Annotated in this window: 15 protein-coding genes; 3 read left to right on the top strand and 12 right to left on the bottom strand. The window is 69.3% G+C overall.

The window, feature by feature from the left end:
• The first annotated feature begins 76 nt into the window (after positions 1 to 76).
• Together lplT and L1Z78_RS01605 are read left to right on the top strand one after the other, a co-directional pair.
• Positions 77 to 1,378: a lysophospholipid transporter LplT gene (lplT, locus tag L1Z78_RS01610; protein ID WP_234639840.1), complete on the top strand. Its 1,302-nt coding sequence runs from the start codon at positions 77 to 79 to the stop codon at positions 1,376 to 1,378.
• A gap of 63 nt (positions 1,379 to 1,441) precedes the next feature.
• Complete coding sequence (locus tag L1Z78_RS01605) at positions 1,442 to 2,338, top strand: DMT family transporter (RefSeq protein WP_234639839.1); 897 nt, start codon at positions 1,442 to 1,444, stop codon at positions 2,336 to 2,338.
• An 8-nt stretch (positions 2,339 to 2,346) separates the two neighbouring features.
• On the opposite strand, the gene L1Z78_RS01600 is transcribed toward L1Z78_RS01605, so the two are convergent.
• The 10 genes from L1Z78_RS01600 to L1Z78_RS01555 all read right to left on the bottom strand — a co-directional run bounded on the left by L1Z78_RS01600 (position 2,347) and on the right by L1Z78_RS01555 (position 12,688).
• Positions 2,347 to 2,865, bottom strand: a complete 519-nt coding sequence (locus L1Z78_RS01600; protein ID WP_234639838.1) for an AmiS/UreI family transporter — start codon at positions 2,863 to 2,865, stop codon at positions 2,347 to 2,349.
• 301 nt (positions 2,866 to 3,166) lie between these two features.
• On the bottom strand, positions 3,167 to 3,988 hold the full coding sequence (locus L1Z78_RS01595; protein ID WP_234639837.1) for a ProQ/FinO family protein: 822 nt from the start codon (positions 3,986 to 3,988) through the stop codon (positions 3,167 to 3,169).
• A 125-nt stretch (positions 3,989 to 4,113) separates the two neighbouring features.
• Positions 4,114 to 5,364: a glycolate oxidase subunit GlcF gene (gene glcF, locus L1Z78_RS01590; RefSeq protein WP_234639836.1), complete on the bottom strand. Its 1,251-nt coding sequence runs from the start codon at positions 5,362 to 5,364 to the stop codon at positions 4,114 to 4,116.
• 33 nt (positions 5,365 to 5,397) lie between these two features.
• A complete protein-coding gene (locus L1Z78_RS01585) occupies positions 5,398 to 6,174 on the bottom strand; it encodes a YoaK family protein (protein WP_234639835.1) in 777 nt (258 codons plus the stop codon).
• 27 nt (positions 6,175 to 6,201) lie between these two features.
• Positions 6,202 to 7,344 (bottom strand): glycolate oxidase subunit GlcE, encoded by a 1,143-nt coding sequence (gene glcE / locus L1Z78_RS01580; RefSeq protein WP_234639834.1) that lies wholly within the window; start codon positions 7,342 to 7,344, stop codon positions 6,202 to 6,204.
• 191 nt (positions 7,345 to 7,535) lie between these two features.
• Positions 7,536 to 8,912, bottom strand: coding sequence for an ammonium transporter (locus L1Z78_RS01575; protein WP_234639833.1), 1,377 nt, complete (start codon positions 8,910 to 8,912; stop codon positions 7,536 to 7,538).
• Between the two features lie 31 nt (positions 8,913 to 8,943).
• A complete protein-coding gene (locus L1Z78_RS01570; protein ID WP_234639832.1) occupies positions 8,944 to 9,282 on the bottom strand; it encodes a P-II family nitrogen regulator in 339 nt (112 codons plus the stop codon).
• Between the two features lie 22 nt (positions 9,283 to 9,304).
• Entirely contained in the window at positions 9,305 to 10,036 is a 732-nt protein-coding gene (locus L1Z78_RS01565; RefSeq protein WP_234639831.1) for a TorF family putative porin, read from the bottom strand.
• Positions 10,037 to 10,311: 275 nt separating this feature from the next.
• Positions 10,312 to 11,640: a sulfatase gene (locus tag L1Z78_RS01560; RefSeq protein ID WP_234639830.1), complete on the bottom strand. Its 1,329-nt coding sequence runs from the start codon at positions 11,638 to 11,640 to the stop codon at positions 10,312 to 10,314.
• Positions 11,641 to 11,710: 70 nt separating this feature from the next.
• Positions 11,711 to 12,688: a tripartite tricarboxylate transporter substrate binding protein gene (locus tag L1Z78_RS01555; RefSeq protein ID WP_234639829.1), complete on the bottom strand. Its 978-nt coding sequence runs from the start codon at positions 12,686 to 12,688 to the stop codon at positions 11,711 to 11,713.
• Positions 12,689 to 12,794: 106 nt separating this feature from the next.
• Between L1Z78_RS01555 and L1Z78_RS01550 the strand changes: the two genes are divergently transcribed.
• On the top strand, positions 12,795 to 13,310 hold the full coding sequence (locus L1Z78_RS01550) for a MarR family winged helix-turn-helix transcriptional regulator (protein ID WP_234639828.1): 516 nt from the start codon (positions 12,795 to 12,797) through the stop codon (positions 13,308 to 13,310).
• Between the two features lie 7 nt (positions 13,311 to 13,317).
• Here L1Z78_RS01550 and aldA read toward each other — a convergent pair whose 3' ends face one another.
• Both aldA and L1Z78_RS01540 read right to left on the bottom strand, forming a co-directional pair.
• Positions 13,318 to 14,760, bottom strand: a complete 1,443-nt coding sequence (aldA, locus tag L1Z78_RS01545) for an aldehyde dehydrogenase (RefSeq protein WP_234639827.1) — start codon at positions 14,758 to 14,760, stop codon at positions 13,318 to 13,320.
• 17 nt (positions 14,761 to 14,777) lie between these two features.
• Positions 14,778 to 15,578: an aldolase/citrate lyase family protein gene (locus tag L1Z78_RS01540; protein WP_234642069.1), complete on the bottom strand. Its 801-nt coding sequence runs from the start codon at positions 15,576 to 15,578 to the stop codon at positions 14,778 to 14,780.
• Positions 15,579 to 15,580: the final 2 nt, after the last annotated feature.

Here is a 15,580-nt window from a genome sequence, read left to right as displayed (position 1 = left end):
TAACCGCCAGTCACTTGCCACGGGGCCCTTATTTAACCGGTCAGCCATCCCCACCGCTGATCCCATCTGCCTATCCATGAAGCGCGGTTTCTACACCATCATGTCGGCGCAGTTCTTCAGCTCGCTGGCAGACAACGCCCTGTTCGTGACCGCCGTGGAACTGCTGCGCACCAACGGCGCCCCCGAGTGGCAGCGCGCCGCCCTGGTGCCCATGTTCGCGCTGTTCTACGTGATCCTGGCGCCTTTCGTCGGCGCCTTCGCCGACGCCCTGCCCAAGGGGCGAGTGATGTTCATCAGCAACGCGATCAAGATCGTGGGCTGCCTGATGATGCTGTTCGGCAACCATCCCCTGCTGGCCTACGCCGTGGTCGGTCTGGGCGCCGCAGCCTATTCGCCAGCCAAGTACGGCATCCTCACCGAGCTGCTTCCTGCCTCCCAGCTCGTCAAGGCCAATGGCTGGATCGAAGGGCTGACCATCACCTCCATCATCCTGGGCGTGCTCGTGGGCGGACAATTGCTGAGCCCCGGCATCTCCGCCCACCTGCTGGACTTCGACCTGCCCCTGATGGACACGGGCGTGGACACGGCCGCCGAGGCGGCCATCGCCGTGCTCGTGGGCGTCTATGCGCTGGCGGCGTGGTTCAACCTGCGCATTCCGCTGACCGCGGCACCCCTGCGCCCGCTGCGCCAGGACCCCGGCAAGAGCCTGCTGGCCAACACCCTGGCCCTGCTGCCCGACTTCTGGACCTGCAGCCAGCGCCTGTGGGCCGACAAGCTGGGCCAGATCTCGCTGTCCACGACCACGCTGTTCTGGGGCGTTTCCGGCAATCTGCGCTACATCGTGCTGGCCTGGGGCGCCGCGGCGCTGGGCTATGGCACCTCCCAGGCATCGGCCCTGGTGGGCGTGGTGGCCATCGGCACGGCGGCCGGCGCGGTCATCGCCTCCATGCGCATGCGGCTGGACAACGCCACCAGCGTGATCCCGCTGGGCATCACCATGGGCCTGCTGGTGATCGCCATGATCTTCATCCACAGCGTGTGGATCGCCATTCCGTTCCTGATCCTGCTGGGCGGACTGGGGGGCTTTCTCGTCGTACCCATGAACGCGCTGCTGCAGCACCGCGGACACAACCTCATGGGCGCGGGCCGCTCCATCGCCGTGCAGAACTTCAACGAGCAGGCCTGCATCCTCGCGCTGGGCGCCTTCTATGCACTGTCCACCAAGTTCGGCCTGTCGGCCTTCGGTGCCATCACGGTGTTCGGCCTGGTCGTGGCCGGCATCATGTGGCTGATCGGACGCTGGCACAGGAACAATCTGCGCAACCACCCCGAAGAGGTCGAGCGCCTGCTGGCCATCGCCCGCAAAGATTGTCATTGACCCTTCCCGTCATGGGCGTCCGGACCAGGCCTTGCCTGGACGGGCGCCTTTTTCATGGTTTCCATGCAAAGTCCCCTGCCCGTTCTCGCGCTGCTCTTCAACACCCTCGTCTGGGGCCTGGCCTGGTGGCCGTTCCGTGCCATGCACGAGGCCGGGCTGCATCCGCTGTGGGCCACGGCGCTGATGTATGCCCTGGTGCTCGTGAGCCTGGTCTTGCTGCGACCAGCCAGCCTGCGCCAGGCGTTGCAGTACCCGGCCCTGCTGCTGCTGGGCGCCTGCGCGGGCAGCAACAACATCGCCTTCAACTGGGCCGTGACCATCGGCGATGTGGTGCGCGTGGTGCTGCTGTTCTATCTGATGCCTGCCTGGTCGGTGCTGCTGGCCTGGAAGATCCTGGGCGAGCGGCCCACGCCGGCCGCGCTGGCCCGGCTGCTGCTGGCCTTCGGCGGCGTGGCCCTGGTGCTGCTGCCCGAGGGCGCCTTCGACGGCCATTCGCCAGGGCTGCTGCGCGGGCTGTCCCTGGCCGATGGCCTGGCACTGTTCGGCGGTTTCACCTTCGCGCTGACCAATGTGCTGCTGCGCCGGATGCAGGCCGTGCCGGCCCAGGCACGCATGCTGGCCATGTTCAGCGGCTGCATGGCGATGGGCCTGTTCAGCGCCTTCGCAGGTGCCGGCGTGGGTCTGGTGCCGGGCCTGCCTGCACCGGATGCCTCCTGGATGGTGATCGCCGCGGGCCTGGCCGTGCTGCTGATGCTGGGCAACTGGGCGCTGCAGTTCGGTGCGGCGCGCCTGCCGGCCGGCGTGACGGCCGTGGTCATGCTCTCGGAAGTGGTGGTCGCCAGCGCCTCCTCGGTGCTGATCGCTGGCGAAGTGCTGACGCCACGCACCTTGCTTGGCGGCGCCTGCGTGGTGCTGGCGGCCCTGCTGTCGGCGCTGGCGCATGCGCGCCGTGCAGCCTGAGCCCCCGCTCAGTTGTGCAGTTGCCCGGCCAGCAGCAGGTATCCCGGCAGCCATCCGGTGAACACGCCCTGCACGATGCACAGGGCGCCCGTCACGCGGCCGATGGGGCGCCCCAGGCCCAGCAGCACGAAGAACAGGGCCCAGAGCACGGCCCAGGCCGCCCAGTTGGCACCCATCCACCAGTCGATGGCGGTGCGCGCGCCGATCAGCGTGTCGATGGCCACGGGCACGGCCGTGATGGCCACGAACAGGCTGAACCAGCCCAGCCCCCGGCCATCGGCACCGCTGAACCGGTTGATGGCCACCCAGAGATAGGTGAAGGCGAACAGCAGGGTCAGGGCACCGGTCTTGACCGAGGCCGCATCCGGCTCGAGCCCGAAGGCCGAGGCCAGGCCGATGATCAGCGAGACCAGGCCCGCAAACACGTTGATGACCCAGATCTCGCGGTCGGCGATGCGCCCCAGCATCCACAGCCCGTTCAGGCACAGCACGGCGCCCACGTAGAACAACGACAAACCCAGCCACATCGCAAGTCTCCTGTTGCTTTTTGCTTTTGAAGTGCCTTGCGCGCCGTGTTCATTTCCCGGAACGAGCGCGCACGGCAAGGCGCCGCCGCCCCGTGGCCGGGTGCGGCGGCGTCCGCGAAACAGTTCATCCCCGGGCCCGCCCCTGGTGGGCATCTGCGTGCTGGCGGAGGGTCCGCTGCAGAGATGCCGCCTGTGATCCAGGACAGGTGCACCGGCGCGGCCCTTGCCGGGCACGCGGCGGTGGAGTGTGCCGGCAGGTGGTGCTGCCGGTCTTTGGCGCAGGTCTTTGGCGCCGGGTGCCTCAGGCGGCCTGCGTCTGCAGGCGGCGGCGGGCGCGTTCCAGCTGCTGCGCCACTTGGCGCGGGTTCATGCCGTACATGTCGGCAAAGCCGGCTTCGGTGGTCTGGCCGCTGGCCTCGAAGGCACGCAGCAGCGCCTCGTCGCGTGCGGTGCGCGCATCAGCCTCGGCCAGTGCCTCGGCCACCAGGGTGTTGGTGGCCTCGTCACGGCCTTGCACGCGCGCCGCGTAGTCGTCGCGCGACAGGCCCGATGCCTCGTAGGCCGCGATGATGCGGTTGCGCAGCTTGGGCGCCAGATCCTCGGGCGAGCGCTGCTGACGGCGGCGAAAGACCTCGATCAACGCATGGTGCACATGCTCGGGCGCCATGGCCTCGACCGACTGGCCCTGCAGGTCATGGCGCGCCTGTCCGCTGGCCACCACCGTGAGGTAGCGGCTGGAGCGGGTGTGCTGGGACAGCGCCAGCTTGAGCTGGTCGCGGTCTATGGCCTCGGGGTGCGCGGCCAGCAGGTCCTCGAAGATGCCGCGCTTGAGCGGCAAAGGCTGCTCGCCGAACAACCTGGGATGCCATTCGGCCAGTTGCGCCAGCAGCGGATGCTGGCTGCGCGCAGGCCTGGCGGCCTGCGCCTGGGCGGCGTCGGCCGCTGCAGGCGCGGCTGCGGAATCGGCGGCCTTGCCCTTGTTGCGGCCGCGTCCGCCGCGACGCGAGCGCTTGCGGCCCTGGCCATCGGCACTGGCGGCGGCCTGCGGCACGGCGCCAGGGGCGGCGGCGTCTGCCGGCAACGCGGCATTCTGTTCTTGCGGTTCAGGCACGGATTCAGTCATGGCAGAGCCCATGGGCTTGGAAAAACGAAACCCCGCATCATGCCAGCATTGCAAGGGCTTGCGCGGGCATAGGCCCCACGGCGTCGCGCATGCGGCACAGATACGGCGTGCCGGCGCAAGTCGTTTCAGGCTTGAAGCGCATCGTCGAGCACCTCGATCCAGTGCCGCACGGGCAGGTCCGTGCCGTTTTGCAGGTGCACGATGCAGCCCATGTTGGCCGAGAGGATGGCCGCGGGGGGAGCGGCCTCGAAGCCTTCGGCCAGCGCGGCGATCTTGCGATCGCGCAGCTGGTGGGACAGCCCGGGCTGCAACACCGAGTAAGTGCCCGCAGAGCCGCAGCACAGGTGGGACTCGGTACGCGCCACGCGCAGGTCAAAGCCCAGCCGGGCCAAGTGGGTTTCCACGCCGCCACGCAGCTTCTGTCCGTGCTGCAGCGTGCAGGGCGGGTGGTAGGCCATGGGCGCGGCCGGGGGGCGGACCTTGCCCTGCAGCCGATCGGCCAGCTCCGGGAGAAGTTCAGGCAGCAGCTCGCCGAGGTCCCGCGTCAGCGCGCTGATGCGTGCGGCCTTGTGCGCATACTGCGCATCGTCCTTCAGCAGATGGCCATATTCCTTGACGGTGACGCCGCAGCCCGATGCGTTCATGACGATGGCCTCGACGGCGCCGCTATCCACCTGGGGCCACCAGGCATCGATGTTGGCGCGCATCTGCACCTTGCCGCCTTCCTGGTCGTTGAGGTGGAACTTCACGGCGCCGCAGCAGCCCGCCTTGGGTGCGATCACGGTCTGGATGCCGGCCGCATCCAGCACGCGTGCCGTGGCGAAGTTGATGCGCGGCATCATGGCCGGCTGCACGCAGCCGGCCAGCAGCAGGACCTTGCGCTCATGCTCGCGCACAGGCCAGGCACCGGCCTCCTGCGGCTGGGGCACCTTCTCGGCCAGGGCCTGGGGCAGCAATCCGCGCGCCGCCTGGCCCAGCCTGAGGGCAGGAGCGAACAACGGCGAGTTCATGCCCTGCTTGAGCGCCCAGCGCCGGGCGCGCTCACCCAGCGGACGCGGCACCTGTTCCTCGACGATCTTGCGGCCGATGTCCACCAGATGGCCGTATTGCACGCCGCTGGGGCAGGTGCTTTCGCAGTTGCGGCAGGTCAGGCAGCGGTCCAGGTGCTGCTGGGTGGCGCGCGTGGGCGTCTCGCCCTCCAGCACCTGCTTGATCAGGTAGATGCGTCCGCGCGGACCGTCCAGCTCGTCGCCCAGCAGCTGGTAGGTCGGGCAGGTCGCCGTGCAAAAGCCGCAATGCACGCACTTGCGCAGGATGGCTTCGGCCTCCTGGCCTTCGGGCGTGGCGCGGTACTGGGGTGCGAGTTGGGTCTGCATGGTGGGGCTCTTTTTATGGATATCGGGAAGCGGTCAGGCACGCGGCGCGGTTCGCCGGCCCAGCAGCAGGGGCAGCCGCGCGCGATCGGCCCACAGCGGCGGCAGCGACAGCAGGCACAGCACCACGGCCAGTGGCACGACGAACACGAAGCCCAGGTGCCGGAACCCCAGGGCGCCCGCGATGCCGCCCAGCAGGAACATGGCCAGCAGGCCCGCGAACAGCCGCAGCCGCGCATGGTTGGCGTGGATGCGGTGTTCGGGCGGGCTGCCGTGGCGGTTCCAGTACAGCGCGCGGCCCAGCTCCATGCCCAGGTCGGTGATCACGCCCGTCATGTGGGTGGTGCGGATCTGGGAGGATGACATCTTGGTCACCGTGGCGTTCTGCAGGCCCATGATGAAGGACAGCAGCAGCACGGCCAGCGGCACGGCGAAAGGCGTGGGCCAGGCCAGCATGGCCGCACCCAGCAGGCCGAACAGCAGCATCAGGCCGGCTTCGAGCAGCAACGGCAGCGCATAGCTGCTGCGCAGCCGGTGATGGCGCGCCCAGTTGACGAGCAGGGCCGTCACGGCCGCCCCGCACAGAAAGGCCAGCAGCGCGCCGCAGGCGCTGAGCACCAGGGCCGTATTGCCCAGCACCAGGTTGTCGGCCAGCAGCGAGACGAAGCCCGTCATGTGCGATGTATAGGAGTGCACCAGCAGGAAGCCGCCCGCGTTCACGGCGCCCGCATTGAAGGCCAGCAGCAGGCCCAGCGCGCGGTTGCTGGCCACCGTACGGTGCCGGTCCGTGAGCAGGTGCAGGTGATGGCGCATGGGCGGTGCCGGGTGGTGGCGCCCGGCTTACCAGGCGGCGGCCATGCGGCCGCGGTTGAAGATGCCGGCAGGATCGAAGGCCTGCTTCAGGCGCGCATGCAACAGGGCCGTGGCGTCGGCCGCCTGGGCCTCGAAATCGGGCTCGGCGCCGGGCTGGCCTGCAGCCTCGGAGCGGAACAGCGTGGCCGCCCCCCCGGCTGCCCTGGCCAGCGCACGCAGTTCATGTCCCAGAGCGCGCGGCGACTGCACCCAGCGCAGTGCGCCATGCCATTCGATCAGGGGCCCAGTGCAGCCCGCAGGCAGCGCCTGCACGGGCGCCGTCTGCGGCAGGGACAGGCGCCACAGCACATGACCCGGCGCACGCGCGGCAAACCAGGGCAGTTGCTGCTCACGGCAGGCTTGCCAGTCGGCCGCCGCGTTCTCGACACGTTCCCCACCCAGACGGGCGCAGGCAGCCTGCACGGCGGCGCGGGCGCCACGCAAGCGCAGGTACAGCGAGCCCGGTGTCGTCCCGTCCTCCCGCAGCCAGCAGCTGGCATTCAGCGGCAGCGGCTGGCCGCCCCAGGCATTGAGCCAGTCCAGCGCCTGCTGCTGCGTGCACTCGAAACGCAGCGTGGCTTCGGCCGGGGCCACGGGCAGGACCTTGAGGCTGACCTCGGTGATCAGGCCCAGCGTCCCCCAGGAGCCGGCCATCAGGCGCGAGACGTCATAGCCGGCCACGTTCTTCATGACCTGGCCGCCATAGCGCAGCAGCTCGCCCCGGCCGTTGACCATCTCCAGCCCCAGCACGAAATCGCGCACGGCCCCCACGCTGGCGCGGGACGGACCCGACAGGCCCGCGGCGACCATCCCGCCCACGGTGGCGCGGCCGGACCCGGCGTGTTCGAAGTGCGGTGGCTCGAAGGCCAGGCACTGGCCCTGCGCGGCCAGCAGGGCCTCCAGTTCGGCCAGCGGCGTGCCGGCGCGCACCGTGACGACCAGTTCGCTGGGCTCGTAGCTGACCACGCCGGCCAGCGCCCGCGTGTCCAGCAGTTCGCCCTGCAGGGCCAGGCCGTGGAAGTCCTTGGTGCCGCCGCCGCGAATGCGCAGCGGCGTGGCGTCGGCCGCCGCGGCGCGCACGCGTTCGGCGATCTGGATGAGTTGGCTTTGGGCTGAATCCATGGTCCGCATCGTAGCGGTTCGGCACTTTCGCGCCCCGGTGCGCAGCCGTGATTTTTTTGAACGGCGCGCTTGAAGTTCTCCGACCAAGGCAAAACACCCGCGCCGAAAAAGCAAAAACAGCGGCGACCGCCATTGCCGATGAAAAAAGGCCCCGGCGCAAGCACCGGGGCCAATCCGCAATGAAATCCCTGAAACCTGGCTCAGCGGTAGTACGCCACCTCGCCGTGCGTGGTGATGTCCAGGCCCTGGCGCTCGGATTCCTCGCTGACGCGCAGGCCGACGACCAGGTCGCAGATCTTGTAGGCAATGGCGGCCACGACGCCGGACCAGACGATGGTCAGCAGCACGCTCTTGACCTGCACCCACACCTGGTGGCCCATGTTGAAGTCCGCGGGCTCGATGCCGCCCAGGCTCGATGCGCAGAACACGCCGGTCAGGATGGCGCCCAGGATGCCGCCCACGCCGTGCACGCCGAACACGTCGCAGACGTCATCGACCTTGAGCAGCTTCTTCAGGCCCGACACGCCCCACAGGCAGACGGGACCGGCGATCAGGCCCATGACGATGGCGCCCATGGGGCCGACGAAGCCGGCCGCCGGGGTGATCACCACCAGGCCGCCCACGGCGCCGGAGGCAGCGCCCAGCATCGATGCCTTGCCCTTGTGCAGGGCTTCGGCGGCCAGCCAGGAGATGGTGGCGGCGCCCGTGGCGACGATGGTGTTGATGAAGGCCAGGCCCGCGATGCCGTTGGCCGCGCCGGCCGAGCCGGCGTTGAAGCCGAACCAGCCCACCCACAGCAGCGAGGCACCGACCATGGTCAGGGTCAGACTGTGCGGAGGCAGGGCCTCCTTGCCGAAGCCGATGCGCTTGCCCAGCATGTAGGAGCCCACCAGGCCGGCGATACCGGCGTTGATGTGCACCACGGTGCCGCCCGCGAAGTCCAGCGCGCCATCCTTGCCCAGCAGGCCGCCGCCCCAGACCATGTGGGCCATGGGGATGTAGCTGAAGGTGAACCACAGCACCGAGAACAGGATCACGGCCGAGAACTTGATGCGCTCGGCGAAGGCGCCCACGATCAGTGCCACGGTGATGGCCGCGAAGGTGGACTGGAAGGCCACGAACACGTACTCGGGAATGGTCGGCAGCGCGCCGGCCAGCGTGTCGGGCGCGATGCCCTTGAGGAAGAGCTTGCCGAAGCCGCCGAAGAAGTTGCCTTCGCCCGCAAACGCCAGCGAGTAGCCGTAGACGGCCCACAGCAGCGTGATCAGCGAGAAGATCACGAAGACCTGGCACAGCACGGACAGCATGTTCTTGGTGCGCACCAGGCCGCCGTAGAACAGGGCCAGGCCCGGGATCACCATCAGGATCACCAGCATGGTGGAGGTCAGCATCCAGGCCGTGTCACCGGCGCTGAGCGCGGGGGCTGCAGCCTCGGCAGCGGCCGGCGCAGCTGCGGGGGCGGCAGCGGCGGCGGCATCGGCCACGGCGGCTGCAGCGGCGGGCTCCTGTGCCAGGGCTGCGGCGCCTGCGGCCAGCAGGCCCAGCCCCAGGCCCATGGAAAGAAGTCGTTTGGTCATGTCGGTCTTTCGGGATACGAGGGGTTGAAACTCACAGGGCGCTGTCGCCGGTCTCGCCGGTACGGATGCGCACCGCCTGCTCGATGGGCAGCACGAAGATCTTGCCATCGCCGATCTTGCCGGTGCGCGCGGCCGCCTCGATGGCGTCGATCACGCGGTCCACCAGTGCATCGGGCACGGCCGCCTCCAGGCGCAGCTTGGGCAGGAAGTCGACCACGTACTCGGCGCCACGGTACAGCTCGGTGTGTCCCTTCTGGCGGCCGAAGCCCTTGACTTCGGTCACGGTGATGCCCTGCACGCCGATGTCCGAGAGCGCCTCGCGCACCTCGTCCAGCTTGAAGGGCTTGATGATGGCGGTCACCAGTTTCATGATGCTTGCTCCTCGGGTCCGGTTACAGGGTCTTGGTCAGCGTCACGATCAGGCGCGCCTTGTTGACGTCGCCGAAGTAGGCCTTCTTGTTCGCGCCCGTGACCGCCGCGCCCAGCGACAGGCCGTCGCCGAAATCGTAGGCACCGCCCACGCTGTAGTCCATGTAGTTGGGCACGCCCAGGCCCTTGATGTCGCTGGCAAAGCGCGTGAAGCCCAGGGAAGCCTTGACGGTGACCTTGGGCATCACCTCCTGGCTGAAGCCCAGCCACAGGTAGCCGGTGTTGCGGCCCGACAGGCCCGAGCCGCCCTTCTCGCCGGCCCAGTTGAAGTAGTCCTTGGAGACGGTGTGCGAATACTTGGCCGTGAACGGGCCGTAGGTGGCCGCGCCGTACAGCTCGGTGGTGTTGCCGGCGGAGTTGCCGGAGTACAGATACTGCAGCGCGCCGAAGTCCAGGTCCACCTCGCCGGCCTTGAACTTGTAGCCGCCGTAGAAATCGGTTTCCAGGGAGTTGCGCGGCAGCCAGTCCACGCTGGAGTTCCAGTTGCCGATGTACCAGCCGCTGTCGCCGAAGGTGTAGTCGAACCCGCCTTGCAGGGCAGGCTTGACGGCCTTGTTGCGTCCCGCATCCTGGTCCTGTCCACGGAACTTGTAGTTCGTGGTCAGGGACACATTGGCCGTGAGCTGGGCATGGGCCCAGAGCGGAGCGATGGCGACACAGGCGATGGCGAGCGACTTGAGGCTGGCACGGGACATGGGATCCTCCGGTTTGAAAAATTTCGTGACAACCGGGTTAAGCATGTACCGTGCCAGTTGCCTGCGCACCGACCGACGCCCTGTAGCTCACCAATGCGGCGCCGCAACATCCTTGGATGCACCATATTCGTGCAAAAACCATGCACCGATGTAGTGATAGCGTGTGCTCACATAAAGTCTTCCAACGAATGCACCAAAAGCGTGCAAACAAAACCCGTGGACGTAAAAAAAGCCCGCAGCGGCATCCCGCGGCGGGCCGGATCGCAGGGGCCGGCTCAGAACGTGGCCGAAGGCAGGTCCTGGCGCGTGAAGACCAGGGAAACCTTGGCTTCTTCGGGAATGGGCGGCAGCGACGCATCCCAGGCCTGCCAGGCCTGGCGCAGCTCGGCCAGGCGCGCGGGCTCGCGGTCGCGCAGGTTGGCGCGCTCGCGCGGGTCCCGCGCCACATCGAACAGGTATTCCACGCCCTCGATCTGCAAGTACTTCCAGTCGCCGCGCACCAGGGCGCGCTGGCCCCGGTGCTTCATGCGCCAGCACAGGTCGCGCCCGGGATCCCAGGCGGCATCGTCCAGCAGCGGCAGCAGGCTGACGCCGTCCAGCGGATAGTCGGCATGGCCGTCCACGCCGGCGGCGGCCAGGAAGGTGGCCGACCAGTCCATGGTCAGGTTGGGCGTGTCGCTGACAGCGCCCGCCGGCATGCGATCGGGCCAGCGTGCCAGCAGCGGCACGCGGATGCCGCCTTCCAGCAGGTCCATCTTCTGGCCGACGAAGGGCCAGTTGTTGGAGAAGCGCTCGCCACCGTTGTCGCTGGTGAAGACGATGAGCGTGTTGCCGGCCATGCCCTTTTTCTCGAGCGCATCCAGCACCCAGCCGATGCCCTCGTCCATGTGGTGGATCATGCGCTGGTAGGTCTCGATGGAGCCGCCATCGGTGTGCTTGCCGAAGCCGCCGATGCGCCGCGACTCCTCCAGGTCCTCGCGCGTGAGCCAGGGCCAGTGCGGGGCGCTGTAGTGCAGCGACAGGTAGAACGGTTTGTCGGCCGTCTGGCGCTCCACGAAGTCCACGGCGCGGCGGCTGAGCAGGTCGGTAAGGTAGCCCTCCTCCTCGTGCGGCTGCTCGTTGATCCAGAAGTCGGGGCGGCCGCGCGGATCGCAGTGCGCGAAGTAGTCGGCGCCACCCGCGTGAAAGCCGTAGAACTCCTCGTAGCCCGACAGGCGCGGGCCGAAGTGCGGCGGGTAGCCCAGGTGCCACTTGCCGACCAGGGCCGTTGCATAGCCCGCGTCGCGCAGCAGGGAGGCCACGGTGGGGTGATCCGGCGGCAGGCCCAGCACCTTGTCGCCATGGACGCTGGCGATGGGCTCCTCGGCCGCGCCGCGCAGGCGGTACTGCCAGCGGCCCGTGGCCAGCGCGAAGCGCGTGGGCGAGCAAACGGCCGAGTTGGAATAGCCGCGCGTGAAGCGCATGCCCTGCGCGGCCATGGCGTCCAGGCGGGGCGAGACGTCGGTGGCGCGGCTGTGCGCATCGCGCGCGCCCGTGCAGCCGAGGTCGGCGTAGCCGAGGTCATCGGCGAGGATGAAGATCAGATTGGGGCGCTGGGTTGCCATGGAAGCCGGGAACAGTGGATGCGTTGGACAGGGAAGTATCGCCAAAAAGGCGGTGTCTTTCGGGGCCGGTTCAGTCGTTGGTCAGGTGGATGCGCCTGACCAGGGCGGCCCACTGCGCGGACTGGCCCTTGGCGCGCGCCTGGGCCTCGGCCACGGTGGAGCCCACCATCTCGATGTCCAGGGCCTTGGCGCGTTCCCTTTGCTCGGGCGCGCGGATGGCCTCGTTCATGGCATCGACGAAGCGCTTTTGCACGGCGGCCGGCACGCCCCTGGGCGCGGCCAGCAGGATCCAGAAGGTGCCATCGAACTCGGGAAAGCCTGATTCGGCGATGGTGGGCAGCTCGGGCGCCAGCGCCGAGCGCGTCTTGCCCGAGGTGGCCAGGGCGACCAGCTTGCCGCTCTGCACCTGGGGCAGGACCGTGGGGCCGGCCAGGAAGCCGCAGTCCACCTGCCCACCCAGCAGGTCTTGCATGGCCGGCGCCGGGCCTTTGTAGGGCACATGGACCATCTTCGCGCCCGAGGTGGCCAGCAGCGACTCCATGACCAGATGGCCCGGCGATCCCGCGCCACCCGAGGCATAGGTCAGCTCGCGCGCCTTGCTGGCGGCCACCATGTCCTTGACGGACTTGAAGCCTGTGCCCGGCCCGCAGACCAGGGTCTGGGAAAAGCGCGCGGCCACGACCAGGGTCTCCAGCGCATCGGCCTTGTAGCCCAGGTTCCTGTAGACATGGGGGTTGACGGTGAGCACGGGGTCCATGGCCCACAGCCAGGTGTAGCCGTCCGGGGCCGAGCGCGCGACCTCGGCCGCGCCGATGTTGCCGTTGGCGCCGGGCTTGTTGTCCACCACCACGGCCTGGCCCAGCGCCGCCTGCATGGCCGCGGCCACGGGGCGCAGCGAGATGTCGGACGGGCCGGCCGGCGGATTGGGCACGACGATGCGTATGGGCCTGGCCTTGGGCCATTCCTGGGCCAGGGCGGGCGCGGCGCACAGGCCGGCGGCGGCCAGTGCCACGGCAGTGCGCGCCAGGCGTGCGAGGGGGCTGGGCATGCTTGTCTCCTTGTCTGGGTCCTGTGGCGACTGTACGCAGGCGGCGGACAATGCATCTAATCCATCATCCCCGGCACAAACCCGCACTCTCCGCCCTGCCTTGCGCATGAACGACACCCACCGCTGGCGCGACCCCGCCGTGCTCGACGACCTGTTCCTCTACCACCTGGCCCGGCTGCAGGCCGCCGCGGGCTCGCGCGTGGTGCGCCTGTGCGAGGGGCGCTACGGCATCACACGGCGCGAGTGGCGCATGCTGGGCCTGCTGGCCGAGGCCGGCACGCTGCAGCCCTCGCAGCTGGCCGAACAGGCCCAATTGGACCGCACGCGCACCTCGCGTGCGGTCACGGCCCTGCTGGCCAAGGGACTGGTGCGGCGCGAAAGCCAGGCGGGCGACGCGCGCCGGGCGCTGCTGCGCCTGAGCGACACGGGCCGCGCCCTGCATGCCGAACTGTTCCCCCAGGTGCAGGCCATCAACCGCGAACTCATGGACGCCGTGCCCGAGGCCGAACTGCAGGCCATGGCGCGCGCCTTCGAGCGCATCCGCGAGCGGGCGCGCGCCATGGACGCCAGCAGCCCGCCACCCAAGGCGCCGCGCAACCGCAGGAAGCCGGCCGCGCCCTGAGTGGCTGTCAACCCTGCAGGTACACCACCTGCGTGTGCGTGTACTCGTACAGCCCGTGCTTGCCGTCGGCACCACCCACGCCCGACTTGCGCACGCCGGCATGGAAGCCCTGCATGGCCTCGAAGTTCTCGCGGTTGATGTAGGTCTCGCCGAAATCCAGCTCGCGCATGGCCTGCATGGCCTTGGACAGGTCGCGCGTGTACAGCGACGAGGTCAGGCCGTACTCGCAGTCGTTGGCCAGGGCGATGGCCTCGTCCAGGTCCTCCACCACCTGGATGGGCAGCACCGGGCCGAAGATCTCCTTGCGCATGATCTCCATGCCGGCCGTGCAGCCGGCCAGCACCGTGGGCTGGAAGTGAAAGCCCGCGCCCAGGCCGGCGGCATCGGCCACCTGCCCGCCCGTGACCAGTTGCGCCCCATCGGCAACGGCCTGGCGCACCTTGGCCTGCACGCTGTCCAGGCCCTTGCGGTTGATCAGCGGCCCCATTTCCACATCGGGCCGGGCAATGGGGTCGCCGTAGCGCGTGGCGGCCATGGCCCGGGCGATGCGGGCCGTGAACTCGTCGGCCACCTGGCGCTGCACGTAGACACGCTCGGCGCAGTTGCAGACCTGGCCGGTGTTGATGATGCGCGAGTCACGGATGGCGCGCACGGCCAGGTCCAGGTCGGCATCGGCCAGCACGATGGCCGGCGCCTTGCCGCCCAGCTCCAGGTTGAGCTTGGTGATGTGCGGCGCGGCGGCGGCGGCGATGCGCTCGCCCGTGGCCACGCTGCCCGTGAAGCTGACCATGTCCACGCCCGCATGCCCGGCCAGCGCGGCGCCCGTGCCGCCCTGGCCGTAGACCACGTTGAACACGCCGGGCGGCAGCTCGCACTGGGCCAGCAGCTCGGTGAAGGCGTGGCAGTTGATGGGCGTTTCCTCGCTGGGCTTGATGACGATGGTGTTGCCCGTCAGCAAGGCCGGCGCCATCTTGCGGGCGATGAGGAAGAAGGGGAAGTTCCAGGGCAGGATGCCCGCCACCACGCCCAGCGGCTTGCGCAGCAGGAAGATCTGCTCGCCCACCCGGTCGCTGGCGATGACCTCGCCCTCGATGCGGCGCGCCCATTCGGCCATGTAGTCCAGGTAGTCGGCGGTGAAGTGCACCTCGACCTCGGCCAGGCCCAGGACCTTGCCCTGCTCCTGCGTGATGGTGCGCGCGATGCGCGCGGCGTTGTCGCGGATGCGGGCGGCGATGCGGCGCAGGTATTGCGCGCGCTCGATGGCAGGCCGGCGTGCCCAGGCCCTGTGGGCACCGCGCGCGGCGGCGAGGGCGCGGTCCACGTCGGCCGGGGTGGACAGGGGCGAACGCGCCAGCACCGCGCCCGTGGCGGGGTTGGCCACGTCGTGCAGTTCGGCGCTGTCGGTGAAGGCGCCATCGATGAAGTTGCGCAGCACGGGAAGGGATGCCATGAGGTCCTCCTTGGGTTTCAGTAGGTACGGGATGCGGCGGGCGCAGGACCGGCGTCCCGGTAGCGCGCCAGGTTGGCCTGCGCGGCCTGGCGCATCAGGCTGATGTCGATGCCCACGGCGATGAAGCAGCAGCCCCAGGCCGCATAGCGGCGCGCATCCTCCTCGCGCGGCGCCAGGATGCCGCAGGCCTTGCCGGCGGACAGCGTGGCCTCGACGGTGCGGCGTATGGCGTCCTGCACCTCGGCCTGGCCGGCGTCGCCCGCATGGCCCATGCCGGTGGACAGGTCGGCCGGGCCGATGAAGACGGCGTCCACGCCCTGCACCGCCGCGATCTCGGCGGCGTTGGCCACGCCCCGGGGCGATTCGATCTGCACGATCAGGCACAGCTCCTCATGCGCCGTGCGGATGTAGTCGGGCACGGCATCCCAGCGCGTGGCGCGCGTCAGCCCGCCGCCCACGCCGCGCACGCCGTGGGGCGGGTAGCGCATGGCGCGCACCAGCTCGCGCGCCTGTTCGGCCGTCTCCACCATGGGCACCATCAGGGTCTGCACGCCCACGTCCAGCAACTGCTTGATGCGCACGGTGTCGCCCTGCACGGCGCGCACCACGGGGTGCGTGGCATAGGGCGCCACGGCCTGCAGCTGGCCCAGCAGCGTGGGCACGGTGTTGGGGGCGTGCTCGCCATCGACCAGCATCCAGTCGTAGCCCGTGGTGGCGATGATCTCGGCGGCATAGGGCGTGGCGAAGCCCGCCCAGATGCCGTACAGCGGCTCGGCACGCCGCAGCGCGGCCTTGAAGGGGTTGGCAGGCAGTTGCATGG

This window comes from Delftia tsuruhatensis (assembly GCF_903815225.1).
GTDB lineage: Bacteria > Pseudomonadota > Gammaproteobacteria > Burkholderiales > Burkholderiaceae_C > Comamonas > Comamonas tsuruhatensis_A.
This window is presented reverse-complemented; position numbering and strand designations above follow the sequence as displayed.